27 protein-coding genes are annotated in these 26,198 nt (G+C 68.9%); 15 read left to right on the forward strand and 12 right to left on the reverse strand.

The features are described 5' to 3' along the window. Positions 1 to 64 precede the first annotated feature (64 nt). The 6 genes from arsJ to AC3A5Z_RS19335 form a co-directional block, all read right to left on the reverse strand. Entirely contained in the window at positions 65 to 1,252 is a 1,188-nt protein-coding gene (arsJ, locus tag AC3A5Z_RS19310; RefSeq protein ID WP_487520972.1) for an organoarsenical effux MFS transporter ArsJ, read from the reverse strand. An 80-nt stretch (positions 1,253 to 1,332) separates the two neighbouring features. Beyond that, positions 1,333 to 2,340 (reverse strand): ArsJ-associated glyceraldehyde-3-phosphate dehydrogenase, encoded by a 1,008-nt coding sequence (locus tag AC3A5Z_RS19315; protein ID WP_487520930.1) that lies wholly within the window; start codon positions 2,338 to 2,340, stop codon positions 1,333 to 1,335. Next, a complete protein-coding gene (locus AC3A5Z_RS19320; RefSeq protein ID WP_487520931.1) occupies positions 2,340 to 3,185 on the reverse strand; it encodes a metalloregulator ArsR/SmtB family transcription factor in 846 nt (281 codons plus the stop codon). Before AC3A5Z_RS19320 ends, AC3A5Z_RS19315 begins: the two co-directional genes overlap by 1 nt. Positions 3,186 to 3,229: 44 nt before the next feature. Next, on the reverse strand, positions 3,230 to 3,913 hold the full coding sequence (locus tag AC3A5Z_RS19325) for a glycosyltransferase family 2 protein (protein WP_487520932.1): 684 nt from the start codon (positions 3,911 to 3,913) through the stop codon (positions 3,230 to 3,232). Next, positions 3,910 to 4,461: a VTT domain-containing protein gene (locus AC3A5Z_RS19330; protein ID WP_487520933.1), complete on the reverse strand. Its 552-nt coding sequence runs from the start codon at positions 4,459 to 4,461 to the stop codon at positions 3,910 to 3,912. Before AC3A5Z_RS19330 ends, AC3A5Z_RS19325 begins: the two co-directional genes overlap by 4 nt. Next, a complete protein-coding gene (locus tag AC3A5Z_RS19335) occupies positions 4,458 to 5,561 on the reverse strand; it encodes a glycosyltransferase (RefSeq protein WP_487520934.1) in 1,104 nt (367 codons plus the stop codon). The genes AC3A5Z_RS19330 and AC3A5Z_RS19335 overlap by 4 nt, the downstream gene beginning before the upstream one ends. 283 nt (positions 5,562 to 5,844) lie before the next feature. Here AC3A5Z_RS19335 and phnC point away from each other — a divergent pair, with 283 nt between their 5' ends. From phnC to AC3A5Z_RS19360, 5 genes are all read left to right on the forward strand, one after another. Next, positions 5,845 to 6,657 (forward strand): phosphonate ABC transporter ATP-binding protein, encoded by an 813-nt coding sequence (phnC, locus tag AC3A5Z_RS19340; protein ID WP_487520935.1) that lies wholly within the window; start codon positions 5,845 to 5,847, stop codon positions 6,655 to 6,657. A 23-nt stretch (positions 6,658 to 6,680) separates the two neighbouring features. Continuing rightward, positions 6,681 to 7,577, forward strand: coding sequence for a phosphonate ABC transporter substrate-binding protein (gene phnD / locus AC3A5Z_RS19345; RefSeq protein ID WP_487520936.1), 897 nt, complete (start codon positions 6,681 to 6,683; stop codon positions 7,575 to 7,577). 58 nt (positions 7,578 to 7,635) lie between these two features. Next, positions 7,636 to 8,517 carry a phosphonate ABC transporter, permease protein PhnE gene (phnE, locus tag AC3A5Z_RS19350; RefSeq protein WP_107662276.1) on the forward strand — a complete coding sequence of 294 codons (882 nt, stop codon included), beginning with the start codon at positions 7,636 to 7,638 and terminating at the stop codon, positions 8,515 to 8,517. After that, positions 8,514 to 9,845 carry a phosphonate ABC transporter, permease protein PhnE gene (phnE, locus tag AC3A5Z_RS19355; RefSeq protein ID WP_487520937.1) on the forward strand — a complete coding sequence of 444 codons (1,332 nt, stop codon included), beginning with the start codon at positions 8,514 to 8,516 and terminating at the stop codon, positions 9,843 to 9,845. The genes phnE (AC3A5Z_RS19350) and phnE (AC3A5Z_RS19355) overlap by 4 nt, the downstream gene beginning before the upstream one ends. Positions 9,846 to 10,014: 169 nt before the next feature. Then, positions 10,015 to 10,632, forward strand: coding sequence for an LbetaH domain-containing protein (locus AC3A5Z_RS19360; protein ID WP_487520938.1), 618 nt, complete (start codon positions 10,015 to 10,017; stop codon positions 10,630 to 10,632). 1 nt (position 10,633) lies between these two features. Here AC3A5Z_RS19360 and phnF read toward each other — a convergent pair whose 3' ends face one another. Beyond that, complete coding sequence (gene phnF, locus AC3A5Z_RS19365) at positions 10,634 to 11,350, reverse strand: phosphonate metabolism transcriptional regulator PhnF (protein WP_487520939.1); 717 nt, start codon at positions 11,348 to 11,350, stop codon at positions 10,634 to 10,636. Positions 11,351 to 11,454: 104 nt separating this feature from the next. Here phnF and phnG point away from each other — a divergent pair, with 104 nt between their 5' ends. The 9 genes from phnG to AC3A5Z_RS19410 all read left to right on the forward strand — a co-directional run bounded on the left by phnG (position 11,455) and on the right by AC3A5Z_RS19410 (position 19,593). Then, entirely contained in the window at positions 11,455 to 11,898 is a 444-nt protein-coding gene (gene phnG / locus AC3A5Z_RS19370; RefSeq protein ID WP_487520940.1) for a phosphonate C-P lyase system protein PhnG, read from the forward strand. Beyond that, positions 11,898 to 12,452 carry a phosphonate C-P lyase system protein PhnH gene (phnH, locus tag AC3A5Z_RS19375; protein WP_487520941.1) on the forward strand — a complete coding sequence of 185 codons (555 nt, stop codon included), beginning with the start codon at positions 11,898 to 11,900 and terminating at the stop codon, positions 12,450 to 12,452. The genes phnG and phnH overlap by 1 nt, the downstream gene beginning before the upstream one ends. Further along, positions 12,452 to 13,546 (forward strand): carbon-phosphorus lyase complex subunit, encoded by a 1,095-nt coding sequence (locus AC3A5Z_RS19380; RefSeq protein ID WP_487520942.1) that lies wholly within the window; start codon positions 12,452 to 12,454, stop codon positions 13,544 to 13,546. The genes phnH and AC3A5Z_RS19380 overlap by 1 nt, the downstream gene beginning before the upstream one ends. Then, positions 13,543 to 14,418, forward strand: a complete 876-nt coding sequence (locus AC3A5Z_RS19385; RefSeq protein ID WP_487520943.1) for an alpha-D-ribose 1-methylphosphonate 5-phosphate C-P-lyase PhnJ — start codon at positions 13,543 to 13,545, stop codon at positions 14,416 to 14,418. Before AC3A5Z_RS19380 ends, AC3A5Z_RS19385 begins: the two co-directional genes overlap by 4 nt. A gap of 41 nt (positions 14,419 to 14,459) precedes the next feature. Then, the gene (gene phnK / locus AC3A5Z_RS19390) at positions 14,460 to 15,227 is read left to right on the forward strand and encodes a phosphonate C-P lyase system protein PhnK (RefSeq protein ID WP_487520973.1); all 768 of its coding nucleotides are present in this window, start codon (positions 14,460 to 14,462) and stop codon (positions 15,225 to 15,227) included. Positions 15,228 to 15,229: 2 nt separating this feature from the next. Continuing rightward, on the forward strand, positions 15,230 to 15,913 hold the full coding sequence (gene phnL, locus AC3A5Z_RS19395) for a phosphonate C-P lyase system protein PhnL (RefSeq protein WP_487520944.1): 684 nt from the start codon (positions 15,230 to 15,232) through the stop codon (positions 15,911 to 15,913). Further along, the gene (phnN, locus tag AC3A5Z_RS19400; RefSeq protein ID WP_487520945.1) at positions 15,910 to 16,458 is read left to right on the forward strand and encodes a phosphonate metabolism protein/1,5-bisphosphokinase (PRPP-forming) PhnN; all 549 of its coding nucleotides are present in this window, start codon (positions 15,910 to 15,912) and stop codon (positions 16,456 to 16,458) included. Before phnL ends, phnN begins: the two co-directional genes overlap by 4 nt. 47 nt (positions 16,459 to 16,505) lie before the next feature. Beyond that, positions 16,506 to 17,648, forward strand: a complete 1,143-nt coding sequence (locus AC3A5Z_RS19405) for an alpha-D-ribose 1-methylphosphonate 5-triphosphate diphosphatase (protein ID WP_487520946.1) — start codon at positions 16,506 to 16,508, stop codon at positions 17,646 to 17,648. Positions 17,649 to 17,931: 283 nt separating this feature from the next. Continuing rightward, positions 17,932 to 19,593: a BCCT family transporter gene (locus tag AC3A5Z_RS19410; RefSeq protein WP_487520947.1), complete on the forward strand. Its 1,662-nt coding sequence runs from the start codon at positions 17,932 to 17,934 to the stop codon at positions 19,591 to 19,593. 106 nt (positions 19,594 to 19,699) lie between these two features. On the opposite strand, the gene AC3A5Z_RS19415 is transcribed toward AC3A5Z_RS19410, so the two are convergent. Then, the gene (locus tag AC3A5Z_RS19415; protein ID WP_487520948.1) at positions 19,700 to 20,623 is read right to left on the reverse strand and encodes a LysR family transcriptional regulator; all 924 of its coding nucleotides are present in this window, start codon (positions 20,621 to 20,623) and stop codon (positions 19,700 to 19,702) included. 88 nt (positions 20,624 to 20,711) lie between these two features. Between AC3A5Z_RS19415 and AC3A5Z_RS19420 the strand changes: the two genes are divergently transcribed. Beyond that, on the forward strand, positions 20,712 to 21,728 hold the full coding sequence (locus AC3A5Z_RS19420) for an NADP-dependent oxidoreductase (RefSeq protein WP_487520949.1): 1,017 nt from the start codon (positions 20,712 to 20,714) through the stop codon (positions 21,726 to 21,728). A gap of 46 nt (positions 21,729 to 21,774) precedes the next feature. Here AC3A5Z_RS19420 and AC3A5Z_RS19425 read toward each other — a convergent pair whose 3' ends face one another. The 4 genes from AC3A5Z_RS19425 to AC3A5Z_RS19440 form a co-directional block, all read right to left on the reverse strand. Next, the gene (locus AC3A5Z_RS19425; protein WP_487520950.1) at positions 21,775 to 23,379 is read right to left on the reverse strand and encodes an MFS transporter; all 1,605 of its coding nucleotides are present in this window, start codon (positions 23,377 to 23,379) and stop codon (positions 21,775 to 21,777) included. Beyond that, on the reverse strand, positions 23,376 to 23,822 hold the full coding sequence (locus AC3A5Z_RS19430) for a DoxX family protein (protein ID WP_487520951.1): 447 nt from the start codon (positions 23,820 to 23,822) through the stop codon (positions 23,376 to 23,378). The genes AC3A5Z_RS19425 and AC3A5Z_RS19430 overlap by 4 nt, the downstream gene beginning before the upstream one ends. Next, positions 23,822 to 25,687 carry an amidohydrolase gene (locus AC3A5Z_RS19435; protein ID WP_487520952.1) on the reverse strand — a complete coding sequence of 622 codons (1,866 nt, stop codon included), beginning with the start codon at positions 25,685 to 25,687 and terminating at the stop codon, positions 23,822 to 23,824. The genes AC3A5Z_RS19430 and AC3A5Z_RS19435 overlap by 1 nt, the downstream gene beginning before the upstream one ends. A gap of 84 nt (positions 25,688 to 25,771) precedes the next feature. Then, entirely contained in the window at positions 25,772 to 26,188 is a 417-nt protein-coding gene (locus tag AC3A5Z_RS19440) for a XapX domain-containing protein (protein ID WP_487520953.1), read from the reverse strand. Positions 26,189 to 26,198 lie beyond the last annotated feature (10 nt).

Below are 26,198 nucleotides of genomic sequence, written 5' to 3' on the forward strand. Positions count from 1 at the left end.
CCGCGGCGCCGCGGCAAGCCCGCGCCCTGCGGCACAGCCGCTCAGTGCCGCAGGGCAAGGCCGCTCAGAGCTTGGCCAGCCGCCGCGCCGCGAGCCAGCTTGCCAGCGCCATCACCCCCGCCGTGCCAAGGCACAGCGGCAGTCCGCCGATCTGATAGCTGATGCCCGACAGCAGCGTGCCGACCAGCCGCCCCGCTGCATTGGCCATGTAGTAGAAGCCCACGTCGCGGGTGATCCGCTCGGCGGCGCCGAAGGCGAGGATCAGGTAGGAATGCACCGAGGAGTTGATTGCGAAGACGAAGCCGAAGACCAGCAGCCCGCCGACCAGCGTCGTCGTCAGCCAGCCCGAAGGCTCGCCCCCGAGCCACGCCGCCCCGGCCAGAAGGAAGGGGATCGGCACCAGCAGCCCCGACCACAGGATCGCCTTGCGCACCGTCGCGGTCTCCGGCTGGCCCTTGCCGCCGAGGATGCGCGGCGCAAAGGCCTGCACCGCGCCATAGGCGATGATCCAGAGCGCGAGGAAGCTGCCGATCAGGAAGAAGGCCTCGCGCCGCCCCTCCGCCGTGCCATCCGACAGCACCGACTGGAAGTAGACCGGCACGCCGACCACGAACCACACATCCCGCGCACCGAACAGGAACAGCCGCGCAAGGCTCAGCCGGTTGACCCGCGCATCGGCAGAGCGCCAGCCGCCCCAGCCTTCCTCCGATTTCATCCGCCCCGGCAGCCCGGCAGGCAGGAACAGCACCACCGCGATCAGGATCGCCGCCAGCACCCCCGCCATGCCCCAGACCGCCGCCTGGAACCCGGCGCGCGCCAGCAGCGCCGCGCCCAGAAAGAAGCCGAGCCCCTTCACCGCGTTCTTCGAGCCGGTCAGCACCGCGACCCAGCGGAACAGCCCGCCTTCCTCTTTCGGGGCCAGCAGCTTCACCGCCGATTTCGACGACATCTTGGCCAGATCCTTGGCCACGCCCGAAACCCCCTGCACCGCCATCACGAAGGCGACCGAGGCCGCCACGCTCCAGCCGGGGTTGAGCTGCGCCAGCGCCACCAGCGCGCCGATCTGCAGCGCCAGCCCGCCATAGAGCGTCGCCGCCAGCCCGAAACGCGCGGCCAGCCAGCCTGCGGCAAGGTTGGTCACGATGCCCGCCACCTCGTAGAGCAGGAAGAGCCAGGCGAGTTGCACCGGGGTGAAGCCGAGCGCGTTGAAATGCAGCAGCACCAGCATCCGCAGCGCGCCGTCCGACAGCATGAAGGCCCAGTAGGCCGCGGTGACGGCAGCATAGGCGCGCAACGGGTCGGGCAGCGGGCTGCTGGGGGCGAGCGTCTGTTTCACAACGACCCCGCCACCATGCGGGCAATATCTGCCAGACGGCAGGAATAGCCCCATTCATTGTCATACCACGCATAGATCTTCACCTGCGTGCCGTTGATCACCATGGTCGAGGGTCCGTCGACGATGGCCGAGCGCGGATCGTTGGTGAAGTCGCAGGAGACGAGCGGCCGGGTCTCGAAGCCGAGAATGCCTTTCAGCGGCCCCTCGGCGGCGGCCTTGAACAGCGCGTTCACCTCCTCCGCCGTGGTCGCCCGCTCCACCTCGAAGACGCAATCGGTCAGCGAGGCATTGAGCAGCGGCACCCGCACCGCATGGCCATTCAGCCGGCCCTTCAGCTCGGGGTAGATCAGCGTGATCGCCGTGGCGCTGCCCGTGGTGGTCGGGATCAGGTTCATCAGCGCCGACCGGGCGCGCCGCATGTCCTTGGCAGGACGGTCGACGATGGTCTGGGTGTTGGTCACGTCATGGATCGTGGTGATCGACCCGTGCCGGATGCCCAGCGATTCGTGGATCACCTTGACCACCGGCGCCAGACAGTTCGTGGTGCAGGAGGCTGCCGTCACCAGCGCCTGCGACCCGTCATAGAGATGATGGTTCACCCCGTAGACGAGGTTCAGCGCGCTCGCCTCCTTCACCGGGGCGCTGACCACCACCTTCTTCACGCCCGCCGCGTAATAGGGCGCGACCTTGGCCGCCGTCTTGAAGACGCCGGTGCAGTCGATCACCAGATCGACGCCCATCTCGGCCAGAGGCAGCGCCTCGATCACCTTGGCGTGGCTCAGCCGGACAGTCCGGCCATTCAGCACCAGCGCATCCGTTCCCGCCGCGACCGGGGTGCGCCAGCGGCCATGCACGCTGTCGAACTCCATCAGCAGCGCATGCTGTTCGGCATCGCCGACAGGATCGTTCAGCAGCACGATCTCGCCGCCCGCGCCCGTGTCGATCAGGTCGCGCAGCACCAGTTTTCCGATCCGGCCAAGGCCGTTCAAGGCAATCCTCGGCATCAGCGGCCATCTCCCGGCACGGCATCGGCGCCCAGCTCGTCGACCCGGGCCTGCAGCGACAGCCGCCCGAGGCTGTCGAAGGGCAGCTCGACGAAGGCCATGATCCGCCGCCGCAGCGCCGCATAGGTCTGTGCGAAAACCAGCGCCTTCTCGGCATCGGTGCCGGTGGCCTTCACCGGGTCGGGCAGGCCCCAATGTCCGGTGATCGGCTGCCCCGGCCAGGGCGGGCATTCCTCGGCCGCCGCGGTGTCGCAGACGGTGAAGACGAAATCCATCACCGGCGAGTCCGGCTGCTGGAACTCGGTGATCGACTTCGAATGCAGCCCCTCGGTGTCATGCCCGTTCCGCGCGAGGATATCGAGCACGAAGGGGTTCACCCCGCTCCCGGGCCGGGTGCCCGCCGAGAAGGCCTGGAACTTGCCCTTGCCCAGATCGCGCAGCAGCGCCTCGGCAAAGATCGAGCGGGCGGAATTGCCCGAGCAGATGAAGAGCACGTCGAAGTCGGTATCGCGCATGGCAGTATCCTTTTGCGAAGCGAGCAGGGGGGCGAGAAGATCGGGCCGGGCACGGCCCACGTCGAGGGCGAGATAGCCGATCAGCGCCTCGGTCACGTCGAGATCGGCGGAATAGTAGAGCGACCGCCCCTGCCGCGTGACCTGACAGAGGCCCGAGGCGCTGAGATCGGCCAGATGATGCGACAGCGTGTTCTGCTTCAGCCCGAGCGCCTCGGCGATCTCGGTCGGCCGCACGCCCCGCGGGGCGAAGCGCATCAGCAGACGAAATACCGCCAGCCGGCCGGGATGGCCGAGCGTGGCGAAGGCATGGGCGGCACGGTTCTGTTCCATATTTCCCGAATGCCGGAATAATGACTCCCCGTCCAGTGAAGCTTTCATGACAGCCGCCCCGCCCGCCGCATCCGCAGGATCTGCCGCAGCAGCTCGCCCGGCGGCACGGCGCGGAAGATGTCGCGCAACATGCCCGCATCGCCCGCCAATCCGCGCCAGACCCCGTGCTTGCGCATCTTCGCCGGGCTCGCCACCTCGGGCCAGCGCACCACCGCCACCCGGCAGCGCTCCGCCAGCCACAGCCGGTTGAGATGGACCTCCAGCCCGAAGCGCGGCAGCCGCCGCAGCGCCGCCGCATCCGCCAGCATCCGCCGCGGCAGCACCCGCTCGCCCGAGATGTAGTCGATTCCCAGCGCCCGCCACGCCAGCGGCGCATTGCCCCGCAGGCTGATCGACACCTCCGCCCGCCCCGCCAGCACCGGCTCCAGCAGCCGCGTCACCGCCTCCGCCGTCAGCCCCAGCAGGTCGCTGTCGAGCATCAGCACCAGATCGCTCTCCAGCCGCTCCGCCCCGGCGGCGATGGCAGCGGTCTTGCCGCCATTGCGCTCCAGCCGCAGCACCGGCGCGCCGAGGCTCGCCGCCCGCGCCGCCGTGCCATCGGTGGAGCCGTCATCCACCACCAGCACCTGCGTCAGCAAGGGATGATCCAGCACCGCCTCCAGCACCCCCGCGATCCGCGCCGCCTCGTCATGCGCCGGGATCAGGCAGGCGACCGTGGGCCGCGTCATGCCCGGCCCCGCCGCAGGAGGTAGATCGTCAGGATCGCCAGCGCCAGGAGCCCCAGCGACAGCAGGATGATCCAGCCGCCCATCTCGGCATAGGCCTCGCCGAACCACCAGCCCAGCATGATGAAGACCAGCGTCTTCGGCACGGCGGCGGCGAAGTTGCACAGCATGAACCACCAGAACGGCACCCGCGCGGCGCCGGCGGCGAAGAGCACGGCCGCCCCCGCGGCATGGGTCAGCTTGCCCGCGACGATCACCCCCGCCGCATTGCGCCGCAGCCGATCGGCCAGCGCCTCCACCCGGTGTTCGCCCACGCGGAGCAGCCGCATCACCCGCCGCCCGCCCAGCCGTCCCAGCAGATAGAGCAGCGCATCCCCCACCAGATCCGCCGCCATCACGGTCAGGAACACCGCCTTCACGTCGAGCAGCGATTGCTGCGCCAGCCAGGCCGCGACCACGGTGATGATCGGCCCCTCGATCAGCGCCAGCGGCGCGATCAGCGCCACGCCATGTGCCGTCAGCAGCGAGAGGGCAAGTTCGGCGTCGATCATGCGCCCAGGGCCGACAGATCCGCCGAGGCATCCGCGCCCATCGCCGTGCCGCGCCATTCGAAGCCCGAGCGCGCGAAGGTGGCAAGCCAGAGCACCGGCAAGAGCAGGTCGCGCAACACCCAGGCCGTCATGTCGCGCAGGCCGCGCGGCCAGCCCATCACCCGGGCCAGCGCCCATTCCGCGCCATACCACAGCGCCAGATGTCCCGCCGCCAGCAGGGGCGAGACGGCCGCCAGCACCAGCGCGGGCAGCACCGGGCCGATCAGCGGCTCCAGCCGGAACAGCCGCGGAAAGCCCTGCCGCCGGATGCGCGACCAGCGCAATTGCCGCTGCCAGACCGCCGTCAGGCTGCGCCGCCCGACTGGCTGGCCGAAGGGCTGCGGCACCAGCCGCACCTTCAGCCCGGCCTCGCGCACGATCTTCGTGGCGGCGACATCCTCGGCCAGATCGCGCCCCAGCGCCGCCAGCCCGCCCTGCCGCTGCAACAGCTCGCGGCGCAGGAACAGCGTCTTGCCCTGGGCAAAGCCCCAGCCCACCTGATCCGCCGCCAGCTGCCAGCGCGCCTGACACGTGTTGAGGAAGGCCGCCTCCAACGCACCCCACAGCCCCTCCACCTCCGACCCCGAGGGCGGCGAGGAGACGAGCCCGGTATCCTCGCGCCAGCTGGCCAGCAACTGCCGCAGATAATCGGGCGGCAGCGCCAGATTGGCGTCGGCGATGGCGATCCACTCGGCGTCGCTGGCATCCCAGCCCTTCGCCAGATTGTTGAGCTTGGGGTTGGCGCTGATCCGCCGTTCGCCGATCAGCAGCCGCGCCCGCACGCCCGGATGGCGCGCGATCATGGCGCGCAGCGGCGCCACCGCGGCATCGGCCTCATGCGCGGCGCAGAACAGGATCTCGAAATCCGGGTAATCCAGCCGGAAGCTCGTCTCCAGCGTCGCCAGATCGTGCCGGTCCAGCCCGCAGACCGGACGCATGAGGCAGACATGCGGTGTCATGCGCGCCGGGGCAGGGCGGCGGGCATGGCGCCCGGCCAGAATCGCGGTTGCCAGATGAAGCGCGAGCAGCGCCAGCGCGAGTAGGGCGAGCAGGTTCAGCATCCCGGCCTCCGCAGGCTCTCTTCCGGCACGGGGCGGCGCGGGGGAAGGAGGGCGTGGTGCATGTCGGGCTCCCAGGCAGCCGGTCATCGCGTGACCGTTCCCGAGCCTATGCCCGGGGTTGCACACGGTTTTATGAAACTCCGCCCAATCCGCCGCGCGCTCCCTGCGGCATGACGCGCCGAGCTCCGCTCAGCGCCGCGCGCTGTCAAGAAACCTTCATCACCATGAGCGCAACCTGTCACATCCCGGGCTTAGGACGGGCCCCGAATTGAAGGGAGACGCCATGCTGCTCGGCGCGAAAAATGTCACTTGCCGCTTCGGCACAAGAACCGCGGTGGACAAGGTCAGCTTCACGCTGGACAAGCCCGGCTTCATCGGGATCATCGGCCGCTCCGGCGCCGGGAAATCGACGCTGCTGCGGCTGATCAACCGCATGACCGATGCCACCAGCGGCGAGCTGCTGTTTGAAGGCCGCAACGTCCTCGGCCTCACCGGCGGGGCCAAGCGCGCCTGGCAGAGCCAGTGCGCCATGATCTTCCAGCAGTTCAACCTCGTCCCGCGGATGGACGTGGCCTCGAATGTGCTGCACGGCATCCTGAACCGCCGCTCCACCATCGCCACGATGTTCAACCTCTGGCCCGAGGCCGACATCACCCGCGCCATCGACATCCTCGATCGGCTCGGCATCGCCGAACAGGCCCCCAAGCGGGCCGAGGCGCTCTCGGGCGGCCAGCAGCAGCGCGTGGCCATCGCCCGCGCCCTCATGCAGGACCCCCGGATCATCCTCGCCGACGAACCCATCGCCAGCCTCGACCCGATGAACGCCCAGATCGTGATGGACGCGCTGCGCCGCATCCATGACGAGGACGGGCGGCTGGTGATCTGCAACCTCCACACGCTCGACACCGCCCGCCGCTACTGCGACCGGGTGATCGGCATGCGCGACGGGCGCATCGTCTTCGACGGCACGCCCGCGCAACTCACCACCGGAGCCGCGCGCGACATCTACGGCGCGGATGCGTCCTTCTCCGAGGCCGCCACCTCCACCTCCCTCGAAACACTCGACGCGGCCTATGCCGAGTCGATGCTGACCTGATCCCTTACAACCGGAGCGACCCCATGAAACTGCTGATCGCCGCGCTTGCCGCCACGACCGCCCTCTCGAGCCTCGCCCAGGCCCAGGAGCTCACCGCCTTCAACATCGGCATCCTCGGCGGCGAGAACGCCCAGGACCGCATGACCTCGAACGAGTGCTACCGCGCCGCCATCGAGGCCGAGCTCGGCGTGCCGGTCAAGGTCTTCACCCCCGCCGACTACGACGGCGTGATCCAGGGCCTGCTCGGCGGCACGCTCGACATGGCCTGGCTCGGCGCCTCGGCCTATGCCAAGATCTACCTGACCGACCCGGAAGCCGTCGAAGTGCGTCTGACCAAGCAGAACGGCGACGGCTCGACCGGCTACTACTCCATCGGCTTCGCCCGCACCGACAGCGGCATCACCACGCTCGAGGAAGCCAAGGGCAAGACCTTCGCCTTCGCCGAGCCGAACTCCACCTCGGGCTACCTGATCCCGGCGGTCGAGATGATGGAAAAGGTCGGCATGCCGCTGGAAGAGTTTTTCAGCGAAGTGAAATTCTCGGGCGGTCATGAGCAGAGCATCGTCGCCGTCGCCAACGGCGACACCGGCGCCGGCGTGGCCTGGTCCGACGGTCTGGGCAACTGGGAAGACGGCTACAACTCCGGCGCCTTCCGCAAGGCCGCCGACGCGGGCCTCGTCGACATGAACGACATCGTCGAGATCTGGCGCTCCTCGCTGATCCCGGAAGGCCCGATGGTGGTGCGCAAGGCGCTCCCCGCCGACGTCAAGGACAAGGTGACCCAGCTCACCGCCGACCTGCACGAGACCGACAAGGAGTGCGCCTACGGCGTCGCCGCGGGCGAGGCCAAGGACTTCGTGCCGGTGACCCACGAGGCCTTCAACACCATCGTCGAAGCCCGCAAGCTCTCCGGTCAGTAATCCAACCCACCCCCCGCGCCGGGCTCCTTCGGGAGCCCGGCGTTCTTTTGGAGGCCGCATGGTCGACATCGCCTACGGACCGGACCCGGGCCCCCGCCTCGATCCCTCGCGCCGAGACACCGCCTATCTGCAGATGGTCCGCCGCAAGCGGATGTATGGCGGCATCCTTCTGGTGCTCTTCGTCGCCCTCATGGCCTCCGGCTTCGGCGTCGCCGAAAGCCGCAACGCCGGCGGTTTTCTCGACGGCCTGCGCCAGCTCGACGACTTCCCCGCCGAGGTGATCTCCGAGGCCTGGCGCAACCGCGCCGCGCTCCCGGGGCTCGCGCTGCAATTCCTGCCCTCGCTGATCGAGACGGTGAACATCGCCGCCGTCTCCACCCTGATCGGCGCGCTCCTCGCCAGCGCGCTCGCGCTTCTCTCCACCCGCGATCTCGCCCGCTGGCCGCGCCTCACCCCGCTGTTCCGCCGGATGATGGACGGGATGCGCGCCATCCCCGAAATCGTCATCGCCCTCGTGCTGATCTACATCCTCGGCGGCGGCCCGGTTCCGGCGATGATCGCCATCGCCTTCCACACCTCCGGAGCGCTGGGCAAGCTCTTCTCCGAAGTGGCCGAGAATGCCGATCTCAAGCCGGTCGAGGGCCTGTCCTCGGTGGGCGCCAGCTGGTTCCAGCGCATGTGGCTCGGCATCCTGCCGCAGGTCGCGCCGAACTGGACGAGCTACGCGCTGATGCGCTTCGAGATCAACATCCGCGCCTCGGCCATCCTCGGCTTCGTCGGCTCGGGCGGCATCGGCTATGACCTGAAGCTCGCGATGCAATGGGGGCAGGGGCGTTACGATCAGGTCGTGGCGATCTTCCTCCTGCTCTTCGCCACCATCGTCCTGGTCGACCAGCTCTCCGACCGTTTCCGCAACCGTCTGGTGAAGGGCGCAAGATGACCGCCATCGACATGACCCTGCGCCACGACGTGAGCGCGCTCTTCGCCCGCAAGCGTCGCATGGCTTTCCTCGTGCCGCTGCTGCTGGTGGTCTATCTGGCCTATATCTTCGTGGCCTTCGACCTGCCGGGCCTCGCCTCGCGCGCCCGGATCGACAATGTCGGCATCCTCCTGTCCGATTTCTGGTCGCACAAGACCCATGTCACCCGTGACAACCGCTCTGGCGACGTCACCGTCGCCGTCGAGGGCGAAAGCAAGGGTGAATATCCGCCCGGCCTCTCGCCCGACTGGGTCAGCCAGCAGGGCGATGCCACGCTGATCGACCTCGGCGCGGGCCACCTCGTGACCTACACGCCCGATGCCGCCGCCTACGAGATCCCGGGCTACGGCACCGTCGCCGTGCGCCCCGAGGGCAACGCCCTCGCCGTCGATCTGCCGCCCGGCCCGGTGCCCGACTGGATCAACCAGAGCGCAACGCGCATCTCGGTCACCACCGATCAGGGCCGCTTCGCCTATACCCGCTCCAAGGTCGAGGTCTTCCGCTACGAGGCAGGCTGGGAGCTGTTCTTCTTCACCCTCGACAGCCCCTTCTACGGCAAGGGCCCGCTGGAGCTGGCCGGCATGGCGCTCTGGGGCGAGCGGGTGGACCCCGAACGCAGCAATCTCGGCTACATGCTGTCCGAGTTCTGGACCAACAAGATGTGGCACCACGGCGATGTCGCCTGGGCGCTGTTCGAGACCGTGCTGATGGCCTTCCTCGGCACGATGGGCGCGGGCATCGTGGCGCTGCCCCTCGCGTTCCTCGCTGCCTCCAACTTCACGCCGCTGCGCAGCATCCGCTTCGCCTTCCGCCGGGTCTTCGACTTCGTGCGCGGCGTCGACGCGCTGATCTGGACCATCATCCTCAGTCGTGCCTTCGGCCCCGGCCCGATGACCGGCGCGCTGGCGATCCTGATTACCGACACCGGCTCCTTCGGCAAGATGTTCTCGGAAGCCTTGGAGAACATCGATGAGAAGCAGGTCGAGGGCATCCGCTCCACGGGCGCCAATTCCCTGCAGCGCGCCCGTTTCGGGGTGATCCCGCAGGTGACGCCGGTCCTGCTCAGCCAGTTGCTCTACTACCTCGAAAGCAACACGCGCAGCGCTACCGTGATCGGCGCCATCGTCGGCGGCGGGATCGGTCTTCTGCTGACGCAGGCGATCATCACCCAGAAGGACTGGGAGGAAGTCGCCTATTACATGGTGCTGATCGTGCTCATGGTCATGGCGATGGACACGCTCTCGGGCTGGCTGCGCCGCAAGCTGATCAAGGGCGACCAGAGCCGCTGAGGCCTTTGCAGCACCCGGTTTCCTTCTGGCGAAACCACTCCTGCCGGAGGCGTCTACCGACGCCCCCGGCGCACCGCGCAAAGGTTGAGACTTTCCTAACGCCAACCGTGAAGTGACGTGAAATCAGCGGCTTGCCCGCTGTTTCACGCGTGAAAATCCAAGGACCGCCATGCCCTCCCTCTCCCCCGACCAGCCCTTCCTCCACCCCGGCTGCGAGATCGTGAACAGCCGTTTCGGCGCCTATGTCGAGATCGGGCAGGGCGCGCGGGTGCAGAATTCCGAGTTTCAGGACTACGCCTATTGCGACCGTCTGGCCGATATCGCCAACACCACCGTCGGCCGCTTCTCCAACATCGCCGCCCTGACCCGGATCGGCCCCACCGACCACCCGCTCGACAGCGCCGCCCTCCATCACTTCACCTACCGCTCGTCCTACTACTTCGAAGACACCCCCGACGACGCCGCCTTCTTTGCCCACCGCACCTCCCGCCGCACCGTCCTCGGCCCCGACTGCTGGATCGGCCACGGCGCGATCATCCGCCCCGAGGTGACGGTCGGCGCGGGAGCCGTGGTCGCGGCGGGGGCGGTGGTCACCCGCGACGTGCCCGCCTTCACCATCGTCACCGGCGTCCCCGCCACCCCCCTCCGCCCGCGCTTCCCGGAAGAGATCTGCCAGCGCCTCCTCGCCCTCGCCTGGTGGGACTGGCCGCACGACCGGCTGCGCGAGGCCCTGCCCGACTTCCGCAGCCTCGGCGCCGAAGCCTTCCTCGACCGCCGCGGCGGCTAGCTCAGCCCTCCTCCGGCGTCACCGTCAGCGTCACCCGGTCGCCCGCGAACCAGGTCTTGCCATATTCCACCGGCACCCCCCCGGCATCGACATTGATCGCCACCGACCGCAGGATCGGCGCCCCCTCCTTGATCCGCAGCCGCAGCGCCAGCGTGGCGGGGGCGGCCTTGGCGGTGATCCGGGTCGAGGCGCGGGTGTAGTCCGACACCCCCATCCGGCCCAGAGCCGCGGTGATGGACCCGGTCTCGGCCAGCGCAGCCGGGAGCCCCGGGAAGCGGTCGGCGGGAAAGACCGAGCGGAAGGCTGCAAGCGGCGTGCCGTCGGCCAACGACAGCCCCTCGAAGACATGCACAGCCGCCCCCGGCTCCAGCCCCAGCGCCGCGGCCTCGGCGGCATCGGCGCGGCGGGTTTCGGTGACCAGCGCCTCGCGGGTCGGGGTGCGGCCGCTGGCGGCGATGTTCTGGTGGAACCGGACGCGGCGGGTGAGGGGGTAATCCGACGCCGCCTCGGCCACAAACACCCCCGACCCGCGCCGCGCATGCACCCGCCCCAGATCGGCCAGCGCCGCCAGCGCGTGCCGCACGGTGTGGCGGTTCACGCCGAAACGGGCGGCGAGCTGCGCCTCGGTCGGCAGTTTGTCGCCGGGGCGGTAGTGGCCGCCGGCGATCTCGGCGGCGATCGTGTCGGCGATGGATTGCCAGATCGGGCTGCGGGTCATGGTGTCACCGAAATTTCACGAAAGTCAGCTTGCGGCGCCCGCCTCGCGGACGCTATGATTTGTCTAGTTGTATAGAGCAGCAGACAACTTGGCAAGGTGTCCATATGGCAGAACTCTCGGCTGACAACAGCGCCCGGCAAGGCTGGATGGGCCTTCTGGCACGGGCTCCCGCGGCGCGGCTGAAGGGGCTTCTGCCCGAGCTGCCGCCGCATGACGTGGTGCGCCAGCCCGAGGTCGGCGCGGTCATGCTGCGCGGACGGACGGGGGCTACCGGCGCGCCCTTCAATCTGGGCGAGATGACGGTGACGCGCTGCACGGTGCGGCTGGCCTCGGGCAAGGTCGGGCATGGCTATGTGCAGGGGCGCGACAAGGACCATGCGCTGCGCGCGGCGGTGATCGACGCGCGGATGCAGGGCAACGAGGCTGCCGAGGTGCAGCCGGTGCTGGAAGAGCTGCGCCGTCTGGAGACGGAGCGGCAGGCGCTGCGGGCCCGCAAGGCGGCGGCGACCAAGGTGGAATTCTTCACGCTGGTGAGGGGAGAGGATTGATGGACGCTCTGAGCGGCGGCTTCGCGGATTACCCGGTCACATCGGCCCAGTCCTTCCGGGCGGCGTTGGATGCGCTGTCGCGCCCCGGGACCATCGTCACGCTGGAGGGCGCCGCGCCGCCTGCGCCGGTCTCGGTGGCGGCAGGAGTTCTGCTTCTGACGCTGGTGGACGGCACGACGCCGCTGCATCTGGCAGGAACCTGCGACACGCAGGCGGTGCGCGACTGGGTGGCCTTCTATTGCGGTGCGCCGCTGGTGGGTCCGGAGGAGGCGGCCTTCGCGCTCGGGCGCTGGGAGGATCTGCCGGTGAAAAGGTTTTCCATCGGCACGTCGGAGTATCCCGACCGCTCGGCGACGCTGATCGTGGAGATGCCGGAGCTGTCGGCCGAGGGCAGCACCCTGCGGGGCCCGGGCATCCGCGAGAGCGCGACGCTTGGCCTGCCGGATGCGGCGGTCTTCGCCGCCAACCGCGCCCTGTTTCCCCTTGGGCTCGACTTTTTCCTGACCTGCGGCGACCGGCTGGCCGGTGTGCCGCGCAGCACGGAGATCTGCTGATGTATGTGGCGGTGAAAGGCGGCGAGAGGGCGATCGACAATGCCCATCTCTGGCTGGCCGAAGAGCGGCGGGGCGATGCCGCGCTGGCCGAACTGACGGTGCCGCAGATCCGCGCGCAGATGGCGCTGGCCGTGGATCGGGTGATGGCGGAAGGCTCGCTCTATGACCGCGATCTGGCGGCGCTGGCGATCAAGCAGTCGCGCGGCGATCTGATCGAGGCGGTGTTCCTGATCCGCGCCTATCGCACGACGCTGCCGCGCTTCGGCGCCTCGCGCCCGGTCGAGACGGCGCAGATGGCCTGCAGCCGGCGGATCAGCGCGACCTTCAAGGATCTGCCGGGCGGGCAGCTTCTGGGGCCGACCTTCGACTACACGCACCGTCTGCTGGACTTCAAGCTGATGGCCGAGGGCGAGGCCCCGGTGGCGGCTGAGACCGAGGCGCGTCCGGCGCCGGTGCCGCATGTCACGGGCTTTCTGAACCGAGAGGGGCTGATCGAGGAGGAACCCGCATCCGACGCGGTGCCCGAGGATCTGACGCGCGAACCCCTGGAGTTGCCCGCCTCGCGCGCGCTGCGGCTGCAGGCACTGACGCGGGGCGACGAGGGCTTCGTTCTGTCGATGGCCTATTCCACCCAGCGCGGCTACGGCCGGACCCATGCCTTCGTCGGCGAGCTGCGCATCGGCAGCGTCGCGGTGGAGATGGACATCCCCGAACTGGGCTTCGCGGTGGAGATCGGCGAGGTGGAGCTGACCGAATGCGAGACGGTCAACCAGTTCAAGGGCTCCAAGACCGAGCCGCCGCAGTTCACCCGGGGCTACGGGCTGGTCTTCGGCCAATCGGAACGCAAGGCGATCTCGATGTCTCTGGTGGACCGGGCGCTGCGCTGGAAGGAGCTGGGCGAGGAGAACATCGGCGCCCCGGCGCAGGACGAGGAATTCGTGCTCTATCACTGCGACAACATTCAGGCGACCGGCTTTCTCGAGCATATCAAGCTGCCGCATTACGTCGATTTCCAGTCCGAGCTGGAGCTGGTGCGGCGGCTGAGGGCCGCCGGGGCCGAGCAGAGTGAACCCCTTGCGGAGGCTGCGCAATGACCGGGGATGCCTACAACTTCGCCTATCTCGACGAGCAGACCAAGCGGATGATCCGGCGGGCGATCCTGAAGGGCGTGGCGGTGCCGGGCTATCAGGTGCCCTTCGCCAGCCGCGAGATGCCGATGCCCTATGGCTGGGGCACCGGCGGTGTGCAGGTGACGGCGGCCTGTCTCGTGCCCGAGGACCGGCTGAAGGTCATCGATCAGGGGGCGGATGACACGACGAATGCCGTGTCGATCCGCAAGTTCTTCCAGCGCACCGCGGGTGTCGCGGTGACCGAGGACACGACGCGGGCGACGATCATCCAGACCCGGCACCGCATCCCGGAGGCGAAGCTGGCCGAGGGGCAGATCCTCGTCTATCAGGTGCCGATCCCTGAGCCGCTGCGCTTTCTCGAGCCCCGCGAGACCGAGACGCGCAAGATGCATGCGCTCGAGGATTACGGGCTGATGCATGTGAAGCTCTATGAGGACATTGCCCGGCATGGCGAGATCGCGACCTCCTATGCCTATCCGGTGAAGGTGGAAGGGCGCTATGTGATGGACCCCTCGCCGATCCCGAAGTTCGACAACCCCAAGCTCTCGGGTTCGGCGGCGCTGCAGCTGTTCGGCGCGGGGCGGGAACAGCGGATCTATGCGCTGCCGCCCTATACCGAGGTGGTGAGCCTCGATTTCGACGACCACCCGTTCCAGCCCGGCAAGGCGGATCACGCCTGCGATCTCTGCGGTGCTGCCGAGAGCTATCTGGACGAGGTGATCGTGGATGATGCCGGGGGGCGGATGTTCGTCTGCTCGGACACCGATTTCTGCCGGGGACGGCGCGAGGCCGGGCATGTCGGGCGGCTGGGCGAAGCAGAGAAGGGGGCCGCGTGATGGAGGTCGGGATGGACAGCATGACGGCGGAACGGCCGCCTCTGCGGCCGCTGCTGCAGGTCGCGGGGCTGACGAAACGCTATGGCGGGCGGATCGGCTGCGCCGATGTGGGCTTCGACCTCTGGCCGGGCGAGGTGCTGGGGATCGTGGGCGAGAGCGGGTCGGGGAAATCGACGCTGCTCTCCTGCCTCGCGGGGCATCTGGTGCCGGACGAGGGGCAGGTGGTCTTCGACACGGCAGCGGGGCCGCGCGACGTGCTGGCGATGAGCGAGCCCGAGCGGCGGATGCTGGGGCGCACCGACTGGGCCTTCGTGCACCAGAACCCGCGCGACGGGCTGCGGATGGGGGTTTCGGCCGGCGGCAATGTCGGCGAGCGGCTGATGGCGGTCGGCGCGCGGCATTACGGGCAGATCCGCGAGACGGCGACCGACTGGCTGGGCCGGGTAGAGATCGCCGCAGACCGGATCGACGACCGGCCTGTGGCCTTCTCGGGTGGGATGCAGCAGCGGTTGCAGATCGCGCGCAACCTCGTCACCGGGCCTCGGCTGGTGTTCATGGACGAACCGACCGGCGGGCTCGACGTGAGCGTGCAGGCGCGGCTGCTGGATCTTCTGCGCGGGCTGGTGCGCGACATGGGGCTTTCGGCCATCATCGTCACCCATGACCTCGCGGTGGTGCGGCTGCTGGCCGACCGGCTGATGGTGATGAAATCCGGCCGGGTGGTGGAGCAGGGCCTGACCGATCAGGTGCTCGACGATCCGCAGCACGGCTATACCCAGCTTCTCGTTTCCTCTGTCCTGCAGGTGTGAAGATGATCGACGTTCAGAACGTGGCAAAGACCTTCACCCTGCACAATCAGGGCGGCGCGATGATCCCGGTGATGGAAGGGGCGGGGCTGAGTGTCACCCCCGGCGAATGCGTGGCGCTGGTGGGCGCCTCGGGAGCGGGCAAGTCGACGCTGATGCGGATGATCTGGGGCAACTATCTGGTGGCTTCGGGCAGCATCATGGTCGGCGGGCTCGACGTGGCCCGGGCCGCCCCGCGCGAGATCATCGCGCTGCGGCGCCGGACGCTCGGCTATGTCAGCCAGTTCCTGCGGGTCGTGCCGCGGGTGCCGACGATCGAGGTGGTGGCCGAGCCGCTTCTGGTGGTGGGCATGCCCGCCGCGGAGGCAAGGGAGCGGGCAGGGGCGCTGCTGTCGCGGCTCAATGTGCCGGAGCGGCTCTGGTCGCTGTCGCCCACCACCTTCTCGGGCGGTGAGCAGCAGCGGGTGAACATCGCACGGGGCTTTGCGCATGACTACCCGGCGCTGCTGCTGGACGAGCCGACGGCCAGCCTCGACGGGCGGAACCGCGCGGTCGTGTTGGCGCTGATCGAGGAGGCCAAGGCGCGCGGCGCGGCGATCCTCGGGATCTTCCACGACGAGGCGGCGCGGCAGCAGGTCTGCGACCGTGAGGTGGACGTGACCGGCTTCTCGCCCGCGGGCACGGCATGAGCGGGCGGCTCTTCGCGGTGGTCGGGCCCTCGGGCGCGGGCAAGGACACGCTGATCGAGGCGGCGCGCCCGGCGCTGCCCGATCTGGTTCTGGTGCGCCGGGTCATCACCCGGCCCGAGACGGCGGGGGGCGAGCGCTTCGAGGGGGTCAGCGAGGCCGAGTTCGAGCGGCGCCGGGCGAGCGGCGCCTTCGCGCTGGACTGGGAGGCGCACGGGCTGCGCTACGGCATCCCCGCCGACACGCTCGCCCGCCGCGCCGAGGGTCGGGACGTGTTGTTCAACGGTTCGCGCGCGGCGCTGGAGCGGGCGGCGGCGCGCTTTCCCGAGTTAACGGTGATCCGCATCGTCGTGCCGCCCGAGGTGCTGACCGAGCGGCTGGTGCGGCGCGGGCGCGAGACGCGCGACCAGATCGCTGCCCGGCTGAGCCGCAGCCCCGATCCGCTGCCCGCCGGTCTGCGGGTGATCGATGTCGCCAATGACGGCTCGGTCGCCGAGGGCGCCGGACGGCTGGTAGCCGCGCTGACCGCAGAAAGTTTGACCCGATGACCGAAGGCCCCGATCCTCTTTCCACCCGAAACACACGGAATCCTGTCATGCCCGAACTCGTCCTTGCCAATGCGCGGCTGGTGCTCGCCGATGAAGTCGTCACCGGCAGCGTCACCCTGCGCGACGGCTGCATCGCCGCCATCGCTCAAGGCAGCGCCGTGCCTGCCGGGGCCGAGGACATGGGGGGCGACTTCCTCGCCCCCGGCCTGATCGAGCTGCACACCGACAATCTGGAGCGCCACATCGAGCCGCGCCCCAAGGTGGACTGGCCGCATACCGCCGCGATCATCGCCCATGACGCGGAACTGTCGAGTGTCGGCATCACCACGGTCTTCGATGCACTGCGGGTTGGGTCGGTGCTGTCGAAGAAGCGGGCGAATTACGGCGAATATGCCCGGGTGCTGGCCAACGAGATCCTTGCGTTGAGGGCGGCCGGGGTGCTGCGGATCAGTCACCTGATCCACCTGCGCGCCGAGATCTGCTCGGAGACGTTGATCGAGGAGCTGGCCAAGTTCGGCCCGGAGGACGGGATCGGCATCGTCAGCCTGATGGACCACACGCCGGGCCAGCGCCAGTTCCGCGATCCGGTGCAGCTGAAGCATTACGTCTGCGGCAAGCATGGCTATACCGACCGCGAGTTCGACGAGCATGTGGAGAATCTGCAGGCGATGTCGGCGGCGCGGGGCGTGGCACATGAGGCCGCCGCCGTGACAGAAGCCCGCCGCTTCGGCGCGGTGCTGGCCAGCCATGACGACACCTCGGCAGAGCATGTGGTGCAATCGGCGCGGCATGGTGCGCGCTTTGCCGAGTTCCCGACCACGATCGAGGCCGCCGAGGCCTGCCGCGCGGAGGGCATCGCAGTGATGATGGGGGCGCCGAACCTGATCCGCGGCGGGTCGCATTCGGGCAATGTCGCCGCCGGGGTGCTGGCCGAGGCCGGGCTGCTCGACATCGTGTCGTCGGATTATGTGCCCTCGTCGCTCCTGTCGGCGGCGCTGCTTCTGGGCGATCTCTGGGACGACATGGCGCGCGGCATCGCGACGGTGACCCAGGCGCCGGCGCGGGCGGCGGGGCTGGCTGACCGCGGCGAGATCGCGCCGGGCAAGCGCGCCGACCTGATCCGGATCGCCCGCTTCGGCGCGACCGGGCTGTTGCGCGGCACCTGGGTTGCGGGGCGCCGGGTGGCCTGAGGCCGCTGCCACGGCCGACGGGCGGGCCGCTCCGGCAGGGGCGGTCCGTCGCGTTTCCGGCCCCTGAGGGGCAGGGCGGAAACCTGCAGCCAGGGGGCGCAGTGCGGCACGGGAACAACCTAGAATTGCTTAAGATGTCTCTCGTGTTCACATTTTAGCGATAGTGGTGTAGGAAAACGGGACGACCTGAAGTTCAGGCTCCCGCCCGATTGCTCGCGCGCCATCGACGGTGACAGAGACGGCGGCGAAGCTTCCTTCGGACCCCAGAAACGAGGACAGCAATTTGACCGATACATCAGAGGAGCGGCTGGACCCCGCGACACCCGAGGCCATCCCCGCGCCCGAAGGCGCGACGCAGATCATCGAGACCGACTACGAGATCGGTCAGGACAACCTCAACTACCGGCGCCGCTTCGTCTTCGAGATGGACATCCACAACGTGGTGTTCAGTGTGTCGGCGATCAGCATCGTGGCCTTCACCCTTCTGACGCTGATGTTCCAGTCGACGCTCGACCCGTTCTTCGCGGCTCTGCGCAACTTCCTGACCGGCAATCTCGACTGGTTCTTCCTGCTTGTCGGCAACATCTTCGTTCTGCTCTGCGCGGCGCTGATCGTGCTGCCGCTCGGGCGGATCCGGCTTGGCGGGCCGGATGCGACGCCGGACTTCAGCTATCTGTCGTGGTTCTCGATGCTCTTCGCCGCGGGCATGGGCATCGGCCTGATGTTCTACGGCGTGTCCGAGCCTCTGGGCAACTACACCGCCGCCTTCGGCGGGCCGGTGATCGGCGAGGACGGGGTGCGGACCGACTGGGCGCCGCTGAACGGCGCCGTGGGCGATGCCGAGGGCGCGCGCAGGCTGGCCATGGCGGCGACGATCTTCCACTGGGCGTTGCACCCCTGGGCGATCTATGCGGTGGTGGCGCTGTCGCTGGCTCTCTTCGCCTATAACAAGGGCCTGCCGATGACGCTGCGCTCGATCTTCTATCCGATCTTCGGCGAGAGGGTCTGGGGCTGGCCGGGCCATGTCATCGACATCCTCGCGGTCTTCGCCACCATCTTCGGTCTCTCGACCTCGCTCGGGGTCGGTGCGCAGCAGGCGAGCGCGGGGCTCGACTTCCTCTTCGGCATCCCGGCGACCACCGGCACGATGATCTTCCTGATCATCATCATCACCGGCATTGCCATCAGCTCGGTCGTGGCGGGGATGGAAAAGGGCGTGAAGCTTCTGTCCGAGATCAACATGGGTCTTGCGCTGCTGCTTCTGGTCTTCATCATCGCCGTCGGCCCGACGCTGCAGATCCTCACGGGCGTGCTGAAGAACCTGCGCGCCTATGTCGAATACCTGCCCGCGCTCTCCAACCCCTTCGGACGCGATGACGACAACTTCCGTCAGGGCTGGACCGCCTTCTACTGGGCGTGGTGGATCAGCTGGTCACCCTTCGTCGGCATGTTCATCGCCCGCGTGAGCCGGGGCCGCACCGTGCGCGAGTTCCTGATTGCGGTGCTGCTCATCCCATCAATCGTCTCGACGATCTGGATGACGGCGCTCGGCGGCACGGCGATCAGCCAGGTGGTGGTCGAGCAGCTGACCTCGGTGCAGGATGCGGCGCTGGAGATCCAGCTGTTCGAGATGCTCGACCATCTGCCGCTGACCCAGATCACCTCGCTCATCGGCATCGTCCTGGTGGTGGTGTTCTTCGTCACCTCCTCGGACTCGGGCTCGCTGGTGATCGACACGATCAGCGCCGGCGGCAAGATGAACGCGCCGACGCCGCAGCGGGTGTTCTGGGCCTCGCTCGAAGGTCTGGTGGCCATCGCGCTGCTTCTGGGCGGAGGACTGGCGGCGCTGCAGGCGATGGCGGTCTCGACCGGCTTTCCCTTCGCGATCGTGCTGGTCGGGGCCTGTTTCGCGCTGGTGAAGGGGTTGATGGCCGAACCGCGCTGAGGCACGGACGCCTTGCCTTGAGGGCGCGCCATCCGACTGGGTGGCGCGCCTTTTTCTTTGGACCTCGATGAAGAGGGGCTGCCCGGCGGTGGCGGCGATGGGGGTGTCAGCGGGGTTGCGGCTCGGGCGTCTCGAAGACCTCCTGCAGGAAATCGAGGAAGGCCCGCACTGCCGGGTTGGCGCGGCGGCTTTCCGGCCAGAGGGCGGTGACATTGTGCCGCTCGACGGCGAAATCGGCCAAGACCGGGACGAGGGCGCCGCGCGCGACGTGCGGCTGCGCGAGGAAGGTCGCGGCAATGCCGATGCCGCCACCCGCGGCGAGCGTGGCGACCAAGGCCTCGCTCACATCGACGACCAGCCCCGAGGCGGGCATGATCTCCACCACGCGCCCACCGATGCGGAACGGCCAGCGCAGGGTATGGCCGGTGCTCTGATAGCGCAGGGTGACGGTGTCATGGCCCGCCAGCTCGTCGGGATGCAGCGGCGTGCCGCGTTCGGCCAGATAGGCGGGTGAGGCGAAGCAGCAGAGCCGGTGCGGCGTCAGCCTGCGCGACAGCAGCCGCGAGTCCGCCAGATCGCCGATGCGCACCGCCACGTCGATGCCCTCGGCGACCAGATCGACGAGACTGTCGCTCAGCCGCAGATCGACCGTGACCTTCGGGTGGCGCCTGCGGAACGCCGGGAGGGCAGGGGCGATCAGGTGGATGCCCAGCGGCAGCGAGGCGGCGATGCGCAGGGGCCCCGAAGGCTCCGCCCGCGCCGCCATCGCCATCTGCTCGATCTCCTCGGCGGCGCGCAGCAGGGCCAGCGCGCGCTCGTGCAGCGCCCGACCCTCGGGCGTCAGCACCAGCGAGCGCGTGGTCCGGGTGAAGAGCGACAGTCCCAGCTGCCGCTCGAGCCGCTGCACGCTCTTGCTCACCGCCGAGGGCGAGATCGACAGCGACCGGGCCGCGGCGGTGTAGCTGCCGAGCGACCCCGCCCGGGCGAAGGCGATGAGGCCGGTGAGCCGTTCCAATCCGATCTGTTCCATCATGGCATGAGTAAAGCGACTTAGGGCGGGATTATCAACTCCGGTAAGTGGCGTTACCTCCATGGCAGCAAGACGATGGAGAAATACGATGACCGACCAGATGAAGGCGATCCGCCTGCACCGCTTCGGCGGCCCCGAAGTGCTGCGCTACGAGGATGCGCCGATCCCGGCGCTCCGCCCCGGCGAGCTGCGCATCCGCGTGCAGGCGGTGGGCCTCAACCCGCCCGACTGGTATCTGCGCGAGGGCTACCGGATGCTGCCGCCGGAGTGGCAGCCGCAGGTGAGCTTCCCGGTGATCCCGGGCACCGATGTCTCGGGCACCGTCGAGGCGGTGGCCGAAGGCGTCGAGGGCTTCACCGTCGGCGACGAGGTCTTCGCCATGGTCCGCTTCCCTGAGGGGCTGGCCGGTGAGAGCCGCGGCTATGCCGAATATGTCACTGCCCCGGCCTCCGATGTCGCCCAGAAGCCGGCGGGGATCGACCATCTTCAGGCCGCCGCCGCGCCGATGTCGCTGCTGACCGCCTGGCAGTTCATGGTCGATCTCGGTCATGCGCAGCAGAACCCGCTCCAGCCGGAGCAGCATGTGCCGGTGCCGCTGGCGGGCAAGACGGTGGTCGTCAACGGCGCTGCCGGCGGGGTCGGGCATTTCGCGGTGCAGATCGCGCGGATGCAGGGCGCGCGGGTGATTGCCGTTGCCTCGGGCCGCCACGCCGCGCTGCTGCGGGATCTCGGCGCGGAGGAGGTCATCGACTACACCGCCACCGCGCCGGAAGAGATGATCCGCGACGCCGATCTGGTGATCGATGCGGTGGGCGGCGCCGGCTCCAGCCGGTTCCTGCGCACGCTCCGCCGCGGCGGCGCGCTGTTCCCGATCTTTCCGCTGGGCGTCGCCGGCGCTGAAGAAGCGAGGGAGCGCGGCGTGACGGTCTCCGCGACGCAGGTCCGCTCGAACGGCACGCAGCTGGAGGAGCTGGCGCGACTGCTCGCGGAGGGCACGATCCGCGTGGTGATCGACAGCCGATTCACGCTGGCAGAGGCGCGCCAGGCTCACGAACGCGCGGCGCGGGGGCATATCGGCGGCAAGATCGTGATGGCGGTGAGGTGAGGGGGGGCGGGCTCACGGCCGGTGCCGGAAGCACCCGCCCGTGAGCTTACCGCCCATCCGGTCGGATCGAGATCAGATGCCGGACGGTCGGACGTGTTCCGCTGCTGTGGATCGCCATCAGGGAGGCGTGCAGGTCCGCATCGGAATGTGTTGCGCGGCGGTGCTGGCGCAGGTGTTCGGCCCAGGAGTCGATCATGAACCATTCCAGGATCAGATCCGGATCGGCGGCATCCTCGACCACGCCCCAGTTGAAGGCGCCATCCCGCCGTCGGGTCGGTGCGTGGCGGTGCAGCGCCGCCACGAGCGGCGCGCGTTGCGCCGGGTCCACCCGGTATTCGAGCATGACCAGCACCGGACCGCGATCCGTCCCGACGGGGGCGGCGACAGCCGGCTCGGGCCAGTGGTTCGAGGGGCTCAGATCCGCCTCGCCGGAGGGCAGCGGCAGGCGCCACAGGATCAGGCTGACGAGGCCCAGACAAGCCGCCGAGGCCAAGAGCGCCGTGGGGATGCCGGTCGCCTGTGCCAGAAGGCCCCATGCCAGACTGCCGACCGCCATGGCCCCATTGAACACCGTCAGGTAGATCGCGAGCCCGCGGCCCCGGACCCAGTTCGGCAGCACCCCCTGCGCGGTCGCGTTCAGCGTGGTCAGCGCGGCGATCCACGCGAGCCCGACCACCAGCAGAATGAGGATCGCGGCCCCGCGGGACAGCTCCAGCGCGAAGGACCCGATCGCAACGGCAATCACCAGCGCTGCGGCAAGCATCACGCCGTCCGGCCCCAGACGCCGGCGGATGCCCGGCAGGACGACCGCCCCCAGGATCGCACCCGCTCCGACCGCCCCCAGCATCACCCCGTAGAAGGCCGCATCTCCGCCCAGCCGGCTGCGGGCGATCAGCGGCAGGAGGGCCCAGAGGGCGCTGGAGAAGGCAAAGAAGAAGAACGCGCGCCACAGGACGACATGCAGCTCGTGGCTGTGGCGGGCGTAGCGGAAGCCTGAGCGGAGCGCCCCGCCGAAGCCTTCGGCGAGGGTGTCGGTGGGGGCCTTGGCTCTGGGCCACCACAGCAGGGCTGCGATCACCAGAACATAGCTCGCCACATCGACCCCATAGGTGACGGCCGCGCCGAAGCCGGCGATCAGCACGCCCCCTGCAGCCGGGCCGATGGACCGCGAGATGTTGATGCCCAGCGAGTTCAGGGCGATGGCGTTTTTCAGGTCTGGCCGCGGCACGAGATCGGGCACGATGGATTGCCAGGTCGGCCCCATCAGGGCTGCCCCGATGCCCCCGATGAAGGTCAGACCCAGAAGCAGGGGAATGGTGACGGCGCCCGCATAGGCCAATGCGCACAGGGTGGCACTGACGCAGAACAGCAGGAGCTGGATCGCGATCAACAGTTTGCGCCGATCCAGCACGTCAGCCAGCACCCCCGCCGGGATGGCGAAGAGGAAGATCGGCAAGGTTCCGGCGGCCTGGATGGCGGCCACGGCGGCGGGGGAGGTGGAGAGATCGGTCACCAGCCACGCGCTGGCCACGTCGCGCAGGAAGGTTCCCGTGTTGCCGAGCACGGTTGCCGCCCAGAGGACGGCAAAAACCGTGTGGCGCATGGGCGAAAAGACCCCGGCTTGCGGCAGAGGAGCTGTGGCTTGCGTCATGGCTGCTGCTCCGGCTGCTGCGAAAGGTCGAACCACCCCACCAGAACGAAGGCACCGGCCAGCCCGAGATGTTCGAAGAACGCGTTGGTTGCGGCAAACCGCTCTGTTCCCGCCATGTCCCAGAACCGGTTGGCCAGCAGCGTCGCCATCAGGGTGAAGGCGGCAAGCGCCAGCGCTCCCGCCCAGCGATGCCAGCCGGTGAGGACCAAGAGGGCAGCCCCGATTTCCAGCGCGATCGTTGCGCCGGCAAAGACGGGGGCGGGCGCCAGCCCGAAGTGGCGCATCTCGGCCAGCGCGGCGGGCCAGTCGAGGAGCTTGGTCAGCCCGCCCTGCAGGTAGGCGCTGCAGAGGGCCAGCAGGGCCAGCCAGACGACAACTCGGGAGAGCAGGATATCGCGCGCCGCGTTCCCGGCTGCGGTCGGGAGGGTGAGCCGCGCCCGCATCACACGGCCCAGCAGGCGCAGCCGAGCGCCCCCCAGAAGGACCGGGCGTCCGAGACCGGGACTCCCGCCCCCCAAGCCCGGGCATGGCCGTGTCCGTGGATGCCGCAGGACTTGGCGCAGCCGCAGGTCAGCGAAAGCCTTTGCCGGCTGTCCTGCGCCGGGTCCGGGGCCCGAAACCCGCCGAAGGTTCGCACCGGAGACCAGTCGGGCATCGCGGGGGGCAGATCGGGGGCAAGGCCCGCGAAGTCGCCGGAACCATGCACCGGCTTGCCACCCAGAAGGGTGAGGACCGAGGTGATGTCGCGGATCGCATCCTCCGGCACGGCGAAGTAGTCGTCCGACAGCACCGCCAGATCGGCGAGTTGCCCGACGGCAATGCGTCCCTTCTTGCCGACCTCGGTCGAGAACCAGGCGTTCTCGTGCGTCCAGAGCCGCAGGGCGGCTTCGCGGTCGAGACGGTTGGCGGGGGGGTAAAGCGACAGCCCGCCCACGGTGCGCCCGGTGACCAGCCAGGCCAGCGATACCCAAGGGTTGTAGGACGCCACCCGGGTCGCATCGGTGCCGGCGCCCACCGGCAGCCCGGCCGCGATCATCCGGGCAATGGGCGGCGTGTGTTCGGCGGCGCGGGCACCGTAGCGTTCGACGAAATACTCACCCTGAAATGCCATGCGGTGCTGCACCGCGATGCCGCCGCCCAGGCGTGCGACCCGGTCGATGTTGCGCTCGCTGATCGTTTCGCAATGGTCGAAGATCCAGTGCAGCCCATCGAAGGGCACGTCGCGGGCGACCTTCTCGAACACGTCGAGCGCGCGCGTGATCGTCTCGTCATAGGTCGCGTGCATCCGCCATGGCCAGCGGTTCTCGGCGAGCAGGCGCACGACCGGCTCCAGATCGGCCTCCATCTCGGCAGGCATCTCGGGCCGGTCGACGCGGAAATCCTCGAAATCGGCGGCGGAATACACCAGCATTTCGCCAGCGCCATTGGCCCGGTAGAGGTCGTCGCCCTGACCGGGTCTGACCTGTCCGGCCCAGCCCGCGAAATCCGCGAGCTCGGCTTTCGGCTTCTGGGTGAACAGGTTGTAGGCGATGCGGAGGGTCAGCAGGTCTTCACGGTGCAGCTCTTCGATGATGGCGTAATCATCGGGGTAGTTCTGAAACCCGCCTCCCGCGTCGATCACCCCGGTGACGCCGAGGCGGTTCACCTCGCGCATGAAGTGGCGGGTCGAGTTCTTCTGATACTCGGGAGGCAACTTCGGACCCTTGGCCAGCGTCGCGTAGAGGATGGTCGCATTGGGCTGCGCCAGCAGGAGACCGGTCGGGTTTCCGGCGCTGTCGCGCTGGATTTCGCCGCCGGGCGGGTTCGGCGTCTCTCTGGTATAGCCGACCACCCGCAGCGCCGCCGCGTTCAGCAGCGCCCGGTCATAGAGGTGCAGGATGAACACCGGCGTGTCGGGCGCGACGGCATTGATCTCGTCCAGCGTCGGCAGCCGTTTTTCGGCAAACTGATGCTCGGTGAAACCGCCGACCACCCGCACCCATTGCGGGGGTGGCGTGACGGCGACCTGACGGCGCAGCATCGCCATCGCATCGGCCAGCGACCAGACCCCGTCCCAGCGCAATTCCATGTTGTAGTTCAGCCCGCCGCGGATGATGTGCATGTGGCTGTCGATCAGGCCGGGGATCACGCGCCGCCCGCCCAGATCGATCTGCGGCACCTGCTGCCCGGCCAGCGCCATGATCTCGCGCGTGGTGCCGACCTGAAGGAAGCGGCCGTCACGGATCGCCACCGCCTCGGCTTGCGGCTTGCTTCGGTCCAGCGTGGTGATCTTGCCGTTCAGCAGGAGAAGATCGGCGGTCTGGTCCATGGTCTGGCCTCTTGTTGCAGCGCTGCCTCGCCCGCTGGCCGCGGTCGGCCCGGCCGGAAGGCGACGGCGGGTGAGCCCGTGGCCCTAGGGTCCGCCGGGCGAAGCGCGATCGTTTGCGGTCGTGTTGGACGGAAGTTGCCCCAGCAGGTGCTCGCGACAGTCGGCCTCGGCAACCGCGGCGCGCAGGCCGCACCCGGCGAGCATGTGCCGCGCGACGGGGATGATCTGTTCCCCCAGCAGGATGCCGAACAGGCCGACAAGAGCCACGACCGGCGGGGCCGGGGACCGGACATTGATCAGGCTGTAGATGGCCCCGACAAGCAGCCCTGCAGCGAGCGAGCCGATGTAGATCTTCATTCCCGACCCTCCTTGTTCTCCATGGCTCAGGCGGCGCTGACACAAGCGACCGCTTCGGAAATCGCGTTCGCGGCGGCCTTCGGTTGCGAAAGGATCGACCCAGGCAGCGATGACCGTCACGTCGTTCCGACGCGTGTTGTTCATGGTCCGACCC

The sequence above is a fragment of the Cereibacter sp. Soil_C_27 genome, assembly GCF_057657095.1.